Consider the following 17942-nt stretch of genomic DNA (forward strand, 5'->3'; position numbering starts at 1 on the left):
GCTTACCTTACTTTTCTAGTTTTTTCATAAATGAGTTTAAACGTTGTCAGGAATTGCTCCATCTGACTCATATCATTATCGACATCCAGACTAATTCGCACAGCCGTTTGAGCTAAGGATTTGTCAACACCCATGGCTATCAAAGTTCCAGCTGGTTTGCCAGCTTTAGAGGAACAAGCACTCGTAGTAGAGATATAAATGTCATACTCTTCAAAAGCATGAACCACTACTTCACCTCGTACGCCTTTAATCCCAAAAGTCAGGATATGGGGCGCAAACTCTTCTATTCCTGAAAAAATCGTCACATCAGGGTATTTCGCTAGCTCTTCTAAGATAACCTCTTTCATCTTGGTCGTTCGTGTGATGAAGACTTCCAAATTTTCCATAGACATGCGCAAGGCTTTTGCAGTTGCTGCAATGCCCGCCAAATTTTCAGTTGTAGAACGCTTGTCTGATTCTTGACCGCCACCATTCAACAGCGGACTGATTTTCTTACCAGACTTGATATAGACAAAACCAACACCTCGTAAACCATGAAATTTATGGCTAGAAAACGTCGCAAGGTCCACGCGATCAGTTAAATAATTTTCCGTTGGAATCTTGGCTATGGCTTGAACCGCATCCACATGAAAAGAAACTGTTGGCCTATCCACTAAAAGCTTTGAAATAGCTTTAATCGGCTGAACAGAACCGATTTCATTGTTGATAGCCATGACAGAAACTAGAGTAGTATCTGGTCGGATAAGGTCTGCTAATTTTTCAACCTCTACAAAACCTTTGTTATCGATAGGTGCAAAGTCTATTTCAAATCCTTGCTCTTTCAGCCAGAGTGCGGATTCTTTCACTGCTGGATGCTCAATAGCAGATACAATGAGATGCTTGCCATAGCGTGCTTTTTCAAAAGCCACACCCTTGATAACCCAATTATCTCCTTCTGTCCCTCCAGACGTAAAAAAAATCTCCTGAGAAGATTTACCTAAAAGACCTGCAATCTGCTTGCGTGATGCATCTAACAAGCGCGTTGCTTGACTACCCAAACTATGAAGACTGGAAGGGTTCCCCCAGATTTTTGAAGCAACTTCTGTATAAGTAGCCAAAGCCTCTGGGTAAGGCTTTGTAGTTGCCGAATTATCTAAATAAATCATCTTAAACCTCTATATTTCAATACCCTTATTGTAACATGAAAAAGAAATAGGAACAACAGAGAAAGTCGTAAATAAAAGCTCTCTAAGCGGAAAACTTAGAGAGATGACAACTATATTATTTTCTTAATAGTCATAAAATTCATGTAAAAGAACAGATAATTCCTGTTGCTGCTCAATGAGAATTTTTCCGATTGTCGTTGATTTTATCAAGGTTCGTTCGCGAACGTGCTCAATTACTCTCTTCAAGGAAGATAAATCTAAAGCTTCCTCAATCATTTTTTGGACGTTTTGGAAAGGTTGATGCGTCACAATTTGGAAACCATAAGAATTATTAAGCAAGGAATAGCCAGCAATTCCTGTTTTCTTTTGATAAGCTTCGCACAAACCACCATCAATAACGAACAGCATTCCTTCACCTCGAATCGGCGATTCTCCCTTCAGCGTTTTCACAGGTGTATGCCCATTTACAATCCTAGAATGTTCTGAAAAAAGCCCAAATTCTTCTAAAATTAACTTGCATATATTGGCAGAATTCCGATAAGAAAAATAAGGATTTTCTTTTTCAACGTGCGTCTGTTTATCCTCGATAAAATAACGTTCTAGAGTTGTCATTTTGTCTTTACCAAACAAAGGAGACAACTTCCCATTCCAACAGTACCAGATAAGATCAGTTGAGAAATCGTTCTGAATTTCTGGATTTTTAGAACTTTCTCGAATATGGTATTCAAAAAAGTCGAGCAATTCTTTACCAGCATAGCGGATTTGATTGATTTGCAAAGGTTGAAAGTCTCCTGATGTCTCTAGAGGGATACAGCCATGAAACAGGAGATGATTGTTATAAATCTTATACATGGAACCCTTGTTCATCAAAAAAGAAATCTGGTTCTTGAGCTGAATAGAATGCTGGAATGAATCCAGCAAAGTAGCAACCACTTCTTCTTCCACATCCGTTAATTCCTCTGGCTTTTGGGGATTAATCGTTTGAAAACAAGTATTAGCTAAGAAATGCTTCTTCTCTTCTATCATGACACTCTCTTCCCAGTAATCAATCTTATCCAGAGTAAGGTGTTGAGACATATTAAATTCTGGTCGTCTTTTGATGAGCTGATTTTCCAATTTAAACTGGATAATCGCTAAAGCTTGGTGAATCTTCTCCAACTGAAGAATTTCCTCAGGAGAATAATCGTCACTTCTTTTTCCTAACTTAGGTTTGAATTTTGCATTTTCCGAATAAGTCTTTTCAGCAAAGAGGACGAGTGGTCTTAGATTAAGACCATAAGCACGCTCAATATCGTAAAGATACCCGTACCTAGCAGCTATTCGTAAGAGAATGAGTAGACATTCTTTTGAGCCGAAGAAAGCCCCCATCCAGATAATGTCGTGGTTGCCCCACTGAATATCAACAGAATGATAAGCCATGAGTTCATTCATTACTTTATCCGCTGCTGCTCCGCGATCAAAAATATCACCAACTATGTGAAGATGATCAATGATTAATTGCCGAATGACCGTTGATAATGCCGAAATAAATTGACTTGCTTCACCTAAATCAATCAAATAGTTCTGAATCGTTTCAAAATAAATATTGCTATCCGGCAGATTTCTATCAGTGTAAAGCAATTCCTCAATAATGTAAGCATATTGTGGCGGCAAGGCTTTCCTTACTTTAGAGCGTGTGTATTTGGCTGCTACAAAAGCTAGCAAAGTCAACAGATTTTGAATGATTTCTCCATACCAACTTTTATCTTTCAAAGGATAAAGGAACCCATCGCTCAAAACTTCCTGAGGATACGCAATTAGTAAGGTCAGCTTGTCTTTTTCCTCTTTTGATAATTTCTCTCCAAAGCAATCATTGATTTTTTCGTTCAGGTTTCCTGCACAGGTTCTCAAGATATAGTCAAAAGCCTCAAACTCACCATGAATATCACTAAGGTACAACTCGGTTCCCTTTGGTAAATTTAAAATGGCTTCCAGATTGATTAACTCTGTGATGACCTTTTGCTTAGAATCAAACTCTTTTAATAGAATTCGTTTGTATTGCTCCATTCGTTCACCTCATTTCAATACAATACTATATTTAATACTTATTTGAAGACAGAGATTTCAAATGTTCTTCAATAATGCAAGCCGTTTCTTCAATAGATTTATCGGTAATATTGATGATATAAGCCTGATGCTTTTGAAAAACTTTCTTGGAATAATCTAGTTCTTCATAAATTTTTTCTACATCTGTATAGCTTGTAGCTTGTGTCAAACCGAGCGCATCCAAGCGATTGCTTCTCACTTTAGCCAATTTATCCGGATCACAGACCAACCCAATCATTCTTCTTTTATCTACTTTATCTAAAACTTGTGGTAGTGGAACTTCAGGGATCAAGGGAAGATTTGATACTTTATAACCTTTATTAGCTAAATAGATACTGAGTGGAGTCTTGGAAGTTCGAGAAACTCCCAGAATCACAAGGTCTGACTCCAAAAATCCTTGCGGGTTCTTGCCGTCATCATATTTAACAGCAAATTCAATCGCAGATATTTTGTTGAAATATTCCGTATCCAAACGATGTAGAACACCTGGAACTTCAATAGGTTGAGTATCCGTTTTTTCCTTGATGATTTCAAAGAATGGATTCATCAAATCTAGATAGGATAAATGATTGACTCTACTAAATTCTCTAGCTGCTGCTGCTAAATGGCTATCTACCAAAGTGCTGATAACAACTGCATCATCTTTGATAGCATCTTGCAAAATATCTAACAATTCAGATTCCTTATTAATAAATGGGAATCGATAACTATTATTGAAAATCAAATCTGGATATTGAGCCATGACGGCTGATAATAATTTTTGGGATGTTCCTCCCAAAGAATCAGAAATAGTATAAATAGTAATCTCTTTTTTCATGAAAACTCCTTTTTTAGCGATTTACTTCAGCATTTCTTGCTTCTTGGATAATAAAGTTCAGCAAAGCCGACTTAGTAATTGTTCCTATAATGTGAGGTTCATTTTGCTCCTCCACAACAGGCAATGAATCAATGGCGAAGTCCTGCAAAAGTGCAGCTGCTTCAAGAATATTCAAATCCTTATGACAAGTCTTAATATGTGGCATTCTGGTCATGCAAACGGCTACTGGGGTCACATCAATATTGGCATTGAGGGCAGCCCTTAACAAATCCTTTCGTGATAAAATGCCTAGCAGCTGCTTCTTTTCATCTATCACATAGAGAACATCTGCATCATACATAAATAATGTGATAATAGCATCTTGAATAAAAGAATCATGTGTTACTAATACGGGGGAGGTCATCACATCCTCTACTTTCTTCTGAAAAGTATCAAAGAAAAAGAGAGTTTCCAAATCTGAACCAGAATAAGTGTAGCCAACTTTCGGGCTTGCTTTTAAAATCCCTACTAAGGTTAGAAAGGATAGATCTGAGCGTAAGGTCGCCCTAGATACATCTAACAGCTCTGATATTTTTTCCCCACTGACTGGCTGATCCTTTTTCACAATTTCTACAATTTCTTTTTGTCGCTTTGTTAATTTCAACTGTTACTCCTTTTAAAAACTTCAATCTTTAATAATCATCATTATGTGTCATATTATAACAAATAAATTCTGATTGTCAATGATTTATGACTGATTCTTTTCTGTTGACAAATATATATGCTATATATTACAATGTATCTGTCGTTTAATATGACGCATATTTAATCAATCGGAGGCAAAAATGGATAAATGGATTTATTTTTTTGATGAAGGACGTGCTAGTGATAAAGCCTTATTAGGTGGTAAAGGGGCTAATTTGGCAGAAATGACTCATTTAGGGCTCCCAGTGCCAGAAGGCTTTACCATTACAACTCAAAGTTGTCTACGTTATTTAGAAACTCCTTCTTTTTTTGAATCTATTTTAAAAGAGGAAGTTTTGAAAGCGATTACGAACTTAGAAAGCAAGACAAATAAATTTTTTATGGGCAATGAGTCCTCGCTACTGCTAGTTTCCGTTCGTAGCGGTGCAAAAATTTCTATGCCTGGTATGATGGACACCATTCTCAATCTTGGTTTAAATGACTTACGTGTTCAGACTTTAGCGGACGTAACAAATGCTAATTTCGCTTATAATTGCTATCGCCGTTTGTTGCAGATGTTTGCAGATGTCGTCTACGGCATTCCAAAAGAGGAATTTGATCGATGCTTAGAAAAAACCGAAAAGCAATTGAATAAAACAATCAATGATTTTTCAAAAGAAGAGCACCAATCACTTATCCAACGATATAAAGAAATTTATCAAGAGCACTACCAAAATTTCCCACAGAGTCCCAAAGAGCAACTCTACGCTGCTATCAAGGCTGTGTTCAAATCATGGAACAATCCACGCGCTAAAGTTTACCGCGAATTGAATCAAATTCCTCACGATTTAGGAACGGCTGTCAATGTTCAAAGCATGGTGTTTGGAAATAGCGACCAAAAAAGCGGCACAGGCGTTGTTTTCACAAGAAATCCTGCCACTGGTGAACATCATCTGTTTGGGGAATTTCTACTCAATGCTCAAGGGGAAGATGTCGTAGCTGGTATTCGAACTCCAGAACCGATTGACTCTCTTAAACGAATCTTACCACAGGCCTATGAAAACTTTTGTAACTATGCCAAGATTCTTGAAAAACATTACAAAGATATGCAGGATATTGAATTTACCATTGAAAAGGAGAAATTGTACATCCTGCAAACTCGAAATGGGAAGCGTACTGCTAAAGCAAGCTTAAAAATCGCTTTGGATCTAGTCGATGAAAAAATGATTTCAAAAGAAGAAGCTCTCCTACGAGTCAGTCCTTCTGCTATTAACCAACTGATTCACCCTATTTTTGAAGAATCTGCTTTGAAATCAGCTCATTATTTGACTCAAGGACTTCCTGCTAGTCCAGGCGCAGCAACAGGAGAAATTGTCTTTACCGCCGAGCGGGCTAAAGAACTTCATGCACTAGGAAAAAACGTTATTTTGGTTCGCCAAGAAACTTCTCCCGAGGATATTGAAGGAATGGTGGTCAGTCAAGCAATTGTGACTAGTCATGGCGGAATGACTTCTCATGCTGCCGTTGTAGCACGTGGCATGGGCACTTGTTGTGTCGCAGGATGTGGCGAATTGTCTATCAATGAATACGATAAAACAATTGTATGCGACAAAGTGACTCTAAGAGAGGGAGACATCCTTTCTGTAGATGGCACTTCCGGCAAGCTCTACACGGGCAATATTCCAACTACTATGATTGACAATAACGACGAATTACAGTTGTTCCTTTCTTGGGCAGACGAAGTGGCTCAACTGAGCGTTCGTGCAAATGCAGAAACGATTCAAGACTTAAAAACAGCCATGCAATTTGGTGCTAAAGGAATTGGCCTTGCTCGTACAGAGCACATGTTCTTTGGTGAAAAACGAATTTTAGAAATGCGGAGATTGATTTTATCAAACGACGAAGTAGAAACAAATTCCGCTTTAAAGAAACTCTTGGCTTTCCAAGAAGAGGATTTCTATCAAATGTTTCAAACAATTCAGGATAAGCCGATGATTGTCCGTTTATTGGATCCGCCTATGCATGAATTTTTACCAAAAAATAAACCAGAAATTGAGCAGTTGGCTGAAAAACTACAAATCTCTGCTGAGACATTAACACAGAAAATTGCCTCCCTGCAAGAAACAAATCCAATGTTAGGACATCGTGGTTGTCGTTTAGGAATTACACAGCCTCAAATTTATAAAATGCAGGTAGAAGCTATTTTTAACAGTGCCATTAGACTGGCAAAAGAAGGCATGGTCATTAAGCCAGAAATCATGATTCCGCTGATTGCTGAAAAATCAGAACTCGTTTATCTCAAAAAGCTACTGGTTGAGTACATTGGAACTATCTTCAACAAGCATCATATTGAACCTTTCCCTTATGAAATTGGCACCATGATTGAACTGCCGCGCGCCTGCTTTATTGCAGACCAACTGGCTGAAGAAGCAGATTTCTTTAGTTTCGGTACCAATGACTTAACGCAAATGACCTATGGCTTTTCTCGTGATGATATTGGAAAATTTATCCAGCATTACAAAGACAAAGAAATTATGTCGTTTGACCCTTTCCAAACTATTGACCAGACTGGAGTTGGGGAACTCATGAAAATAGCCATTTCAAAGGCTCTCCAAGTGAATCCCAATCTTCCAATTGGAGTTTGTGGTGAAGTCGGAGGAGATCCTACTTCTATTCCTTTCTTCCAAGACATTGGCATTACTTATGTTTCTTGCTCCCCTTATCGTGTCCCTGCTGCACGATTAGCTGTTGCACAAGCAAATCTTTCCTAGTCCTTCCTTATAATCACACCAGCTCTTTTCATCTGTCAACAAGGGCAGACAAGAATTGAGCTGATTTTTTAGTCCTTATAGTAGAAAACCACATTCTCTTTCGATTAATTTACATGAAATTTTCAATGTTTTAAATTTTTTTAAGACAATTTTAAACAAAGAGGGTATAATGAAGATGAGAAAAGAGATTATCAACTGACAATGGAAAATTATTCTCGAAAAAATAAAACTTCAACTACTAAAGAAGAAAAAACACCTACTCGTCATCATATCAAAAAAGGTCTCTCAGCTTTTCAGAAGACCCTTGCTACGATTGGGAGTATCCTTGGGATTATCACTGCAACGATTACCATCATGACTTTCATGAATAACAATAAATCTGATAACAAAACAAAAACTAGTCAGACGACACAAACAACCATTATCAAAGAAATTCAGAAAGAAACAACGACTGAGGCCCCTAGCTCTAACAACACAACTGCTACTAGTCAAGGCGAAACAGAAACAAGTAGCGCTAGCTCTAACACTACGCAGTCTAGCAATACATCAAGCGATACTAGCTCTAGCCAAACAAGTAACGACAGTGCTGATAAGGATACAACATCATCAAGCTCTAGCAATTAAAAAATAACGGAAGCAAGACTACTCATCAGACCAATGTCCGATAGTTGTTCAACTTCCGTTTTTTATATCTAATTTTATACTCAATGAAAATCACAAAACAAACTAAGACAAGTCGTAGATAAATCGAAAGTTCCCGTAGAGCTTTTGAGATTGGAGATGAAACGTCCGTGAGGATGTGTCAACAGTACAGCTTTGAGTAGCGGATAGAACTTGCGAAGTAAGTATCAAGACGATTCGCTTGTCTATCTCGAAAGAGTACTTCTGACGAAAACTTCGTTTTTTATCGCCACCTTTCACAATTCCCTAGATTGTTAAGAAAGCACTCACTGCATTCACTTTATCTGCAACCTTTCATAGTTCTCGGGCTGTCAAAGCTAACGAAGTTTGAAAAGATTTTTACAGAGTATCATTTCCGATACATTTTCACCTGAAGATATAAATCATTGTAAATTCCCAGCCATTTCGCCCCTAATTGCTGATAGACTTCCAAATGCTTCATCGTTTCTTCATCTGGATAAAAGGCTCTATCTTCCTGCACTTCTTTAGGAAGCATTGCTTTGGCTAGTACATTCGGGGTAGAATAACCAACATACAAGGCATTTTTATAGGCATTTTCAGGTTTTAACATAAAGTTAATGAATTGATAGGCAGCCTTTTTATTTTTGACCGTCTTAGGAATGACAATATTATCAAACCAAAGATTGCTAGCTTCTGGCGGTACGACATAACGCAATTTCGGATTTTTATCCAGCATCTGCCGCGCCTCTCCAGAGAAACTAACACCAATAGCAGCATTATTTTGAATCATATAGCCTTTCATCTCATCAGCAACAATAGCTTTGATGTTTGGTGTTAACGTATAGAGCTTATCAACCGCCTCTTGCAATTGCTTGGTATTCTTTGAATTTAAGCTATATCCTAATGCATTCAATCCAACGCCCATTACTTCACGCGCTCCATCAATCATCATGATAGAGTTTTTATACTCAGGTCGCCACAAGTCACTCCAATGCTTAGGTGCTGTTTTGACCAATTCCGTGTTGTAAACAATGCCTAGCGTTCCCCAAAAGTATGGAATAGAGTATTGATTGCGGGGATCAAATGATTGATTTAAAAATCGTTTTCCAATATTTTCTAAGCCTTTAATCTGAGAATGATCCAACTTTTCTAGTAAGTGTTCCGACATCATTTTTGAAATCATGTATTCACTGGGAATAGCAATATCATAGGTTGTCCCGCCCTGCTTAATCTTCGTGTACATGGATTCGTTAGAATCAAAGGTTTCATATTGAACTTGGATACCGGTTTCTTTTGTAAATTTCGTCAATAATTCTGGATCAATGTAATCTCCCCAATTATAGATGACTAATTTGTCACCAGAACCGATTTTTGTCCGACTTTCAATGTGATGGCTCAAGCCCCAGAGGATAAGGATAATAGCAACAATGCCCATTAAAAATGAATAAAGCTTTTTCATGCCGCATCCTCCTTCTCACGAGAAATAAAATAATAACCAATCACCAAAAGAATACTGAAAAGAAATACCAAAGCAGAGAGAGCATTGATTTCTAGAGAAATTCCTTGACGAGCACGCGAGTAAATCTCAACCGACAAGGTTGAAAAACCATTTCCTGTCACAAAGAACGTCACAGCAAAGTCATCTAGAGAGTAGGTGAAAGCCATAAAGTAACCGGCAATGATAGCTGGTGTCAGATAAGGCAGCATGATTTCCTTGAGCATCTGAACTTGGCTTGCTCCTAAATCATAGGCCGCCTTAATCATGTCATCATTCATCTCTTTTAACCGTGGCAATATCATCAAGACTACGATAGGAATTGAAAAAGCAATATGACTGGCTAAGACTGATAGAAAACCTAATTGAAATTTGATAGTTGTAAAAAGAATTAAGAAACTAGCCCCAATCATGACATCTGGCGCTACCATAAGGATATTATTAACCGATAAAAAGGCATCTTGGTATTTCTTTTTAGCTTGATAAATATAAATGGCACCAAACGTTCCGATTGCTGTTGCAATCAAAGAAGATAGAAATGCTAAGAAAAAGGTCTGCGCTAAAATGAGCATCAAGCGAGTATCACTGAACATATTTTGAAAATGCGTCAGACTAAAGCCTGTAAACTTGTTCATATCATCGCCAGCATTGAACGCATAGCCAATCAAATAAAAAATCGGCAAATAAAGAATTAAGAAGATGACTGTTAAATAAATACTAGCAGTTTTTTTCATCGCTCTCCCCCTTCTTTCGTTGCCCACATGATAACGAGCATGGCTACAATCAAGACAACACCAATGGTTGAGCCCATTCCCCAATTTTGTGTAGTCAGAAAATGCTGCTCAATGGCTGTACCTAGCGTAATAACGCGATTGCCACCGATCAAACGCGTCAGCATAAAAAGACTGAGACTAGGGATAAAGACTGACTGCACACCACTTCTCACGCCATTCATAGATAGAGGGAAAACAACACGACGGAAAGTTTCCCAACGATTGGCACCAAGGTCATAGCTGGCATTGATCAGATTTTGATCCATGTCCTCTAAAACATTAAAAATCGGCAATATCATAAAGGGCAGCTCAATATAACTGGCTACAAAAATAAAAGAGAAATCTGTAAACAGGATTTGCTGAGGACCAATCCCGATAAAACTTAAAAACTGATTGACCGAACCATTTTGTCCAAAAATCCCGATAAAAGCGTAAGCTTTGAGAAGTAGATTGACCCATGTTGGCAAAATAATGAGCATCAACCAAAGCTGTCTATGCTTTAATTGTGTCAATAAAAATGCAGTTGGATAACTGATTACTAAAGTGACAACTGTGATAATCCCCGCATATAAAACAGAGTTTAAACTCATTTTGAGATAAGTCAGATTTTGCGAAGCGAAGTAAGTCTTATAATTTTCAAGAGTAAAGTGACCTTCGATATTGAAAAACGACTGCCAAACAATCATGGCAACAGGCGCTAATACAAACAATAGAACCCAAAGAATATAAGGAGCAACAAAAAGATTAGAGGTTGTTTTCTTCATCGCGCTCCTCCTCAATAGCATTGATTAAGCCTGCTTCCTGCTCTTCCATTTCGACATATTCTTCAATCCGAGCATCAAACTCTTCCTCTGTTTCATTAAGCCGCATGATATGAATATCTTCTGGTTCAAACTGCAGTCCGATCTCTTCTCCGACAATGGCCTTGCGAGTCGAATGAATCATCCATTCATTGCCCAATTCATCATAAGCGATAATCTCATAATGCACGCCACGGAAAAGCTGCGTATCAACCTTAACTTGCAGTTTTCCTTCTTCCGGAAGTGTAATCCGCAAATCTTCTGGACGAATGACGACTTCCACCTGCTCATTAGGACGCATTCCTCCGTCGACAGCTTCAAATCGCTTGCCATTAAATTCAACCAAATAGTCCTCAATCATCTTTCCTGGAAGAATATTAGATTCGCCGATAAAGGTCGCTACAAAGTGATTAATAGGTTCGTCATATATATCAACAGGTGTTCCCGACTGGACAATCTCTCCCTCATTCATAACAAAAATCCAGTCACTCATGGCCAGAGCTTCTTCTTGGTCGTGGGTGACAAAGACAAAAGTAATCCCTAGACGCTGCTGCAATTCACGTAATTCATACTGCATGTCTGTTCGCAACTTCAAATCCAGTGCAGATAAAGGCTCATCCAGCAAAACAACCCGCGGTTCATTGACAATAGCACGCGCAATAGCCACTCGTTGGCGTTGTCCACCGGACAATTTGCGAATAGAGCGTTTCTCAAAACCATCCAAACGCACCATTTTCAGGACTTCTGCAACTCGTCGCTCTATTTCCTGTTTTTCAACTTTACGCAAACGCAACGGAAATGCCACATTTTCAAAAACAGTCATGTGCGGAAAAAGGGCATAGGACTGAAACACCGTATGCACATCACGTTTGTTGGTTGGAATATCGTTGATTCGGACGCCGTCAAGAAAAACATCACCGCTGGACGCATCCAACAAGCCAGCGATGATATTTAGAATGGTTGATTTTCCTGATCCAGAAGCACCTAAAAGAGTGTAAAACTTCCCTTCTTCTAATTCAAAATTGATGTCTTTTAAGACGACTGTATTATTATCTTCAAAAACTTTTGATACGTTTTTAAATTCAATTATTGGTTTGTTCAATTGCCATAAATTCCTTCTTTTTCATAGATTGACAAATTAAAGTCTTGTCCTGACTGATTTTCTTGGAGAATGTCATCGAAAAATACCAAGATATTATCACTTCTCGCCAATAATTCGGACTTCTCTTTCCAAAGTCACACCTGAATGAGCTTTGACTGTCTCAATCACATGTGCAATCAAATTTTCATAATCAGCTGCTGTTCCATTATCAACATTGACCATAAAACCTGCATGCTTTGTCGAAACTTCTACCCCACCAATGCGGTGCCCTTTTAAATTTGCTTCACTAATCAATTGCCCTGCGAAATGCCCCACCGGACGTTTAAAAACAGAGCCACAAGAAGGATACTCTAAAGGCTGCTTCAATTGACGAAGGTGGGTCAAACGTTCCATTTCTTGACGAATCACACGGTGCATTCCTGGTGCTAAGGCAAACTTGGCAGAGATTACCACATCGCCTGTCTGTTGAACGTAAGAACGGCGATAGCCAAATTTCATGTCTTGAGCACTGATATTTTTGATTTCTCCATCTCGTGTCAGCACCTTACAAGAAAGTAAAATATGCGAAATTTCACCACCATAAGCACCAGCATTCATAAAGACAGCTCCGCCAATACTCCCTGGAATCCCGCAAGCAAACTCAAAACCTGTCAGACTGTGATAAAGCGCAACATGGGTCGTCTCAATCAGATTGGCACCTGCTTCTGCTTCAATGGTGTAGCCGTCTACTGCAACACCGTTTAACTTATCAAACATAATAACAAAACCGCGAATACCACCGTCGCGAACGATGATATTGCTAGCATTCCCTAGTACCATCCAAGGAATCTGCTCCCGATTAGCAAATTTCACCACTCGTGCTAATTCATAACGATTTCGCGGAAAAACCAGATAATCGGCAGCTCCACCTACTTTTGTGTAAGTATATTGTTTTAAAGGTTCATCAAAACGGATATCAATTCCGTTCAATTCAGATTTTAACGTTTCTAAAGTTGACATTTTCATTTCTCTCTTAAACAAAATTCAATCTATTATATCAAATTTAGGGCACATTTACGATAGAATAAAGAAAAATATTTCCCTTACAAATCCGAAAAATGCTTGTACGATCTTATTCGTGATTTATATGAGCTACGAAAAAAGAGCGGGGAAGCTGTCATTGCATAGAAACCAACTTCTTCTCACTCTTTTCAATTTAAGTTTGAATATCACATTCTCTCAGTTCTTAAAGTTCTCTTTAAACTTTCTATTTACGTAAACTCCATGTCTTTTCAATATAAGGAGGAAGCTTTATTAGAGTTTCTCGATTGCCTTCAAGTGCAATAAGATAAACTTTCTCGTCCTTTTTGAAAATCCAACTAACCAGATACTGCCCTGATTTCATGATAACATTTACTTGATAGGCTTCGTTACCTGCAACCGCTCCTTTTGAGCCCCAAACCCTATTTACATTTTTATTGTTTTGCCAATTATAATAAATACGATTGGCAATTGTCTGAGCTGTAAACTCTTCTCTTTCTTGAATCTTAGCTTTTTCTTTCGTGTAAGCATTCATAGTTACAATATTGTAGCCAGAACCATCCGTATACTGAATACTGTCACCACCATCGACATCCCTAAATTTCAACCAATTTTTTGGAATGTCAATATAGCCATAATCATCCGAGCCTACACGTTGTGTTTCTTCCGTCTTCACATCGTTTTTCTTAGTAGCTGACGAACTCAAACTACCATTTGCTTTTTCTGATACTTTGCTTGAAGACGAAATTTGGCTTGATGATTTTGATTTGCTGTTTCCACTTGAATTACATGCTCCAAGACCAACACTAACTAAAATGACTAAAAATAAAAGAGGATATTTCTTTTTATGATTCATAACGACATCTCCTCCTTGCTTTATTTTAGCATATTTTTTAGTAGCAGGAAAGCGTTATTTGTATTATTTAAAATGAGTCTGGGACAATAGTCCCTTTGCTACAAAAAAAGCAACGGATTTGCCGTTGCTTTTTGCATGGTTGCGATAGTCTTGGTAAAATAGAATTGCCCAATAAACCATTTAGAAAGGCTATCCCATGCATATTCACTATAACACAAATCAAACAACTTTACCACTAGAAATCAGTTCTTTCTTGCCACAAGACCATCTCGTCTTTACTATTGAAAAAGTGGTGAATGCCTTGGAGGATCGTCACTTCCACACGTTCTATCATAACTTTGGTCGCCCGTCTTATCACCCTAAAATGCTTTTAGCCGCTCTACTATTTGCCTACTCGCAAGGGATTTTCTCTGGACGAAAAATCGAAAAAATGATGATTGAAAATCTGGCTATGCAGTACCTAACAGGACAGTTGGTTGTCAGCTACCGCACTATCAATCGATTTCGAGTCGCTAAAGGGATGGAAGACCTCATTCGTGATCTTTTCATTGACCTCAATCTTCGTTTAAAAATGGAAGAGTTAGTGACCTTAGATTGTCTGTTTATTGACGGGACTAAGATTGAAGCCAACGCTAACAAGTATAGTTTCGTGTGGAAAAAGGCCACAGACAAGTTTTCCGTCAAACTTCAAGAACAGATACAGGTCTATTTTCAAGAAGAAATCACTCCCCTTATCCATCAGGCCATTAGGCTGGACGAAGAAGAACCGATTGCTTCAGAGCAGTTGATTGAATTCGCTCAAGTCCTCGAAGAAGAATTGGAAAAACTGAACCAAGACATTGAGGAGACACCCGTTAAAGGAAAGGATGAACGTAAAACTCAACGTCGGAAACTCAAGAAAGTCCTGCGTAAAGTCAAGGATGATTTTTCAGTACGTGCTGAAAAATATGAAGGCTACCAAGAGACATTTGAAGGGCGTAACAGCTTTTCCAAAACAGATACAGATGCCACTTTTATGCGGATGAAAGAAGACCACATGAAGAATGGTCAACTCAAGGCTGCTTACAATCTTCAAATCGCTACTGAAAATCAATTTGTTCTTCATTATGATGTCTTCTCAAATCCGACAGATACCAAGACTCTCCTGCCATTCCTTGAAACTTATCCACATGACTTGAAGACCGTTGTCGCAGATGCCGGCTATGGAAGTGAAGAGAACCTCCTTCGTTTAGATGAAAATGAGGTGAACCATCTGATTAAATATGCCATGTTTGATCAGGAACAGAAGAAAGGGTATAAACAGTCGGCTAGAAACTTAGCGAATTGGTACTATGATGACAAGGAGGATAGCTACACTCATCCTGATGGCTGGTGCTATCGTTTTCATCATATCAAACATCAGAAAACACAGACGGACTTTCAACAGGAAATCAAGGTTTACTACGCTGATGAACCTAAATCAGCCCCTCAAAAGGGACTATATATCAACGAACGTTATCAACACTTAAAAGCTAAAGAATGCCAAGCGCTTTTCTCTCCCGAAGGTAGACAGATTTTCAATCAACGTAAGATTGATGTGGAACCTGTCTTTGGGCAGATAAAGGCTTATTTGGGTTACAAGAGATGTAACCTAAGAGGCAAGCGTCAGGTGAAAATTGACATGGGTTTAGTGCTCATGGCCAATAATCTCCTTAAATACAATAAGAGAACGACTCAAACTTAAAAAGCTAGAGTTCCATAATTGGGAATCTCTAGCTTTTTTGTGACTGAGAACTATTTTGTCTCAGACTCTGAAAGACTCAAACTACCACTGTTCTCTTCATTTCTTACACAGCCAACTTTAAATCCGAAAACTTTTGTATCAGCTTCTTACGCACTTTGTTAAAAAATTATTCATCATCCATGCTGAGAACGCTGAGGAAGGCTTCTTGTGGAACTTCGACAGATCCGATAGCTTTCATCCGTTTTTTACCGGCTTTTTGTTTTTCTAGGAGTTTGCGCTTCCGGGAAACGTCACCACCATAACACTTAGCCAAGACATTTTTACGCAGAGCCTTGATGTCTGTCCGAGCCACGATTTTCTGTCCGATAGCGGCTTGAATTGGCACTTCAAATTGCTGGCGTGGGATAATTTTCTTTAATTTTTCGACAATCAATTTCCCACGTTCATAAGCAAATTCCTTGTGAACAATAAAGCTGAGAGCATCAACCTTGTCACCATTGAGGAGAATATCCATCTTGACAAGATTAGACTTGCGATATTCTGAAATTTCATAGTCAAAACTAGCATAGCCACGAGTAGAGGACTTGAGCTTGTCAAAGAAGTCAAAGACGATTTCCGCCAGCGGGATTTGATAGATGACATTGACCCGATTTTCATCAATATAGTCCATAGTAACAAAATCACCACGCTTGCGCTGAGCTAATTCCATCACCGCTCCAACAAACTCCTGCGGCACCATAATCTGCGCCTTGACATAAGGCTCTTCAATGGAATCAATCTTAGTCGGATCCGGAAACTCGCTCGGATTGGACACATCAAGCGAGGCACCATCTGTCATATTGACCTTATAAATAACAGAAGGTGCTGTCATAATCAGATCAATATTAAACTCGCGCTCCAAGCGCTCCTGAATGACATCCATGTGCAGCAAGCCTAAAAAACCACAACGGAAACCAAAACCTAGTGCTTGAGATGTCTCTGGTTCAAACTGCAAACTGGCATCATTTAGCTGAAGCTTTTCCAGAGCCTCACGTAAGTCATTGTACTTATTGGACTCAATTGGGTAGAGACCGGCAAAAACCATCGGGTTCATCTGCTTGTAGCCATGAAGCGGTTCATCTGCTGAATAATCCGCCAAAGTCACTGTGTCACCAACCCGAGTATCTTGAACAGTCTTAATAGAAGCTGCAATATAACCAACATCCCCTGTTGCAAGAAAATCTCGTCCAACAGCTTTTGGAGTAAAAATACCCACTTCAGTTACATCAAAAGTCTTGCCATTACTCATCAACTGAATGGTATCTCCTGGCTTGACCACACCGTCCATAACCCGTACTTGCAGGATTACCCCACGATAGGCATCGTAAACCGAATCAAAAATGAGAGCCTTGAGCGGCGCTGCCACATTGCCTGTCGGTGCAGGAACTTTCTCCACGATTTGCTCCAAGATTTCTTCAATCCCAATACCAGCTTTAGCCGAAGCCAACACAGCTTCGCTTGCATCCAAACCAATGACATCTTCAATCTCTGTTCGAACTCGCTCTGGATCAGCAGCTGGAAGGTCAATTTTATTGATAACTGGTAAGATTTCCAAATCATTATCTAAGGCAAGATAAACATTGGCTAAAGTTTGTGCTTCAATACCTTGTGCTGCATCGACCACCAGAATAGCCCCTTCACAGGCTGCCAATGACCGTGATACCTCATAAGTAAAGTCCACGTGTCCCGGCGTGTCAATCAAGTGGAAGATATAGGTCTCCCCGTCCTTGGCGGTATAATTGAGCTCGATAGCATTGAGCTTGATGGTGATACCGCGCTCCCGCTCCAAGTCCATGCTGTCCAAGAGTTGAGCCTGCATTTCTCGGCTGGATACAGTATCCGTTGCTTCCAAAATTCGATCTGCCAAGGTTGACTTACCGTGGTCAATGTGAGCAATGATGGAGAAATTCCGAATCCGCTCCTGCCGCTTTTTTAATTCATCTACATTCATTTTTCTCTTCCTTTTCGGGTATTCTATTTATTATAACATAAGAAAGGTGACTTTTACCAG

14 protein-coding genes are annotated in these 17942 nt (G+C 39.0%); 3 read left to right on the plus strand and 11 right to left on the minus strand.

The annotated features are described in order from the left end of the window. Window positions 1-2: 2 nt before the first annotated feature. The 4 genes from SCSC_RS05000 to SCSC_RS05015 form a co-directional block, all read right to left on the minus strand. Window positions 3-1145, minus strand: coding sequence for a cysteine desulfurase family protein (locus SCSC_RS05000; RefSeq protein WP_006269895.1), 1143 nt, complete (start codon window positions 1143-1145; stop codon window positions 3-5). Between the two features lie 123 nt (window positions 1146-1268). After that, the gene (locus tag SCSC_RS05005) at window positions 1269-3191 is read right to left on the minus strand and encodes a fructose-bisphosphatase class III (protein ID WP_006269894.1); all 1923 of its coding nucleotides are present in this window, start codon (window positions 3189-3191) and stop codon (window positions 1269-1271) included. Window positions 3192-3222: 31 nt separating this feature from the next. Further along, window positions 3223-4047, minus strand: coding sequence for a pyruvate, water dikinase regulatory protein (locus SCSC_RS05010; protein WP_003068798.1), 825 nt, complete (start codon window positions 4045-4047; stop codon window positions 3223-3225). Window positions 4048-4060: 13 nt separating this feature from the next. After that, complete coding sequence (locus SCSC_RS05015; RefSeq protein WP_006269891.1) at window positions 4061-4690, minus strand: CBS domain-containing protein; 630 nt, start codon at window positions 4688-4690, stop codon at window positions 4061-4063. A 181-nt stretch (window positions 4691-4871) separates the two neighbouring features. On the opposite strand from SCSC_RS05015, the gene ppdK reads away from it, so the two are divergent. After that, window positions 4872-7481, plus strand: a complete 2610-nt coding sequence (gene ppdK, locus SCSC_RS05020; protein ID WP_006269892.1) for a pyruvate, phosphate dikinase — start codon at window positions 4872-4874, stop codon at window positions 7479-7481. A gap of 201 nt (window positions 7482-7682) precedes the next feature. Continuing rightward, window positions 7683-8105, plus strand: coding sequence for a DUF6556 family protein (locus SCSC_RS05025; RefSeq protein WP_006269904.1), 423 nt, complete (start codon window positions 7683-7685; stop codon window positions 8103-8105). A 406-nt stretch (window positions 8106-8511) separates the two neighbouring features. Here the strand turns inward: SCSC_RS05025 and SCSC_RS05030 are convergent, their stop codons facing one another. From SCSC_RS05030 to SCSC_RS05055, 6 genes are all read right to left on the minus strand, one after another. Continuing rightward, a complete protein-coding gene (locus SCSC_RS05030) occupies window positions 8512-9582 on the minus strand; it encodes an ABC transporter substrate-binding protein (protein ID WP_006269903.1) in 1071 nt (356 codons plus the stop codon). Then, window positions 9579-10352, minus strand: coding sequence for an ABC transporter permease (locus SCSC_RS05035; RefSeq protein WP_006269893.1), 774 nt, complete (start codon window positions 10350-10352; stop codon window positions 9579-9581). The genes SCSC_RS05030 and SCSC_RS05035 overlap by 4 nt, the downstream gene beginning before the upstream one ends. Next, window positions 10349-11155, minus strand: a complete 807-nt coding sequence (locus SCSC_RS05040) for an ABC transporter permease (protein WP_006269900.1) — start codon at window positions 11153-11155, stop codon at window positions 10349-10351. The genes SCSC_RS05035 and SCSC_RS05040 overlap by 4 nt, the downstream gene beginning before the upstream one ends. Next, on the minus strand, window positions 11136-12293 hold the full coding sequence (locus SCSC_RS05045; protein WP_006269898.1) for an ABC transporter ATP-binding protein: 1158 nt from the start codon (window positions 12291-12293) through the stop codon (window positions 11136-11138). The genes SCSC_RS05040 and SCSC_RS05045 overlap by 20 nt, the downstream gene beginning before the upstream one ends. A gap of 96 nt (window positions 12294-12389) precedes the next feature. Next, on the minus strand, window positions 12390-13292 hold the full coding sequence (murB, locus tag SCSC_RS05050) for a UDP-N-acetylmuramate dehydrogenase (RefSeq protein WP_006269901.1): 903 nt from the start codon (window positions 13290-13292) through the stop codon (window positions 12390-12392). A 247-nt stretch (window positions 13293-13539) separates the two neighbouring features. Then, window positions 13540-14169 (minus strand): hypothetical protein, encoded by a 630-nt coding sequence (locus SCSC_RS05055; RefSeq protein WP_006269899.1) that lies wholly within the window; start codon window positions 14167-14169, stop codon window positions 13540-13542. Between the two features lie 196 nt (window positions 14170-14365). Here SCSC_RS05055 and SCSC_RS05060 point away from each other — a divergent pair, with 196 nt between their 5' ends. After that, window positions 14366-15892: an IS1182 family transposase gene (locus tag SCSC_RS05060; protein WP_115342907.1), complete on the plus strand. Its 1527-nt coding sequence runs from the start codon at window positions 14366-14368 to the stop codon at window positions 15890-15892. 166 nt (window positions 15893-16058) lie between these two features. On the opposite strand, the gene lepA is transcribed toward SCSC_RS05060, so the two are convergent. Continuing rightward, a complete protein-coding gene (gene lepA, locus SCSC_RS05065; protein ID WP_006270703.1) occupies window positions 16059-17882 on the minus strand; it encodes a translation elongation factor 4 in 1824 nt (607 codons plus the stop codon). Window positions 17883-17942: the final 60 nt, after the last annotated feature.

Origin of the sequence: Streptococcus constellatus subsp. constellatus, assembly GCF_023167545.1 — a bacterium.
GTDB classification, from domain to species: domain Bacteria; phylum Bacillota; class Bacilli; order Lactobacillales; family Streptococcaceae; genus Streptococcus; species Streptococcus constellatus.

Bases quoted from the DNA above. Each gene is read 5' to 3' on its own strand.
- SCSC_RS05000 (WP_006269895.1), bottom strand. From the start codon at position 1,145: ATGATTTATTTAGATAATTCGGCAACTACAAAGCCTTACCCAGAGGCT.
- SCSC_RS05055 (WP_006269899.1), bottom strand. From the start codon at position 14,169: ATGAATCATAAAAAGAAATATCCTCTTTTATTTTTAGTCATTTTAGTT.
- SCSC_RS05030 (WP_006269903.1), bottom strand. From the start codon at position 9,582: ATGAAAAAGCTTTATTCATTTTTAATGGGCATTGTTGCTATTATCCTT.
- SCSC_RS05005 (WP_006269894.1), bottom strand. From the start codon at position 3,191: ATGGAGCAATACAAACGAATTCTATTAAAAGAGTTTGATTCTAAGCAA.
- lepA (WP_006270703.1), bottom strand. From the start codon at position 17,882: ATGAATGTAGATGAATTAAAAAAGCGGCAGGAGCGGATTCGGAATTTC.
- SCSC_RS05040 (WP_006269900.1), bottom strand. From the start codon at position 11,155: ATGAAGAAAACAACCTCTAATCTTTTTGTTGCTCCTTATATTCTTTGG.
- ppdK (WP_006269892.1), top strand. From the start codon at position 4,872: ATGGATAAATGGATTTATTTTTTTGATGAAGGACGTGCTAGTGATAAA.
- SCSC_RS05025 (WP_006269904.1), top strand. From the start codon at position 7,683: ATGGAAAATTATTCTCGAAAAAATAAAACTTCAACTACTAAAGAAGAA.
- SCSC_RS05035 (WP_006269893.1), bottom strand. From the start codon at position 10,352: ATGAAAAAAACTGCTAGTATTTATTTAACAGTCATCTTCTTAATTCTT.
- murB (WP_006269901.1), bottom strand. From the start codon at position 13,292: ATGTCAACTTTAGAAACGTTAAAATCTGAATTGAACGGAATTGATATC.
- SCSC_RS05060 (WP_115342907.1), top strand. From the start codon at position 14,366: ATGCATATTCACTATAACACAAATCAAACAACTTTACCACTAGAAATC.
- SCSC_RS05010 (WP_003068798.1), bottom strand. From the start codon at position 4,047: ATGAAAAAAGAGATTACTATTTATACTATTTCTGATTCTTTGGGAGGA.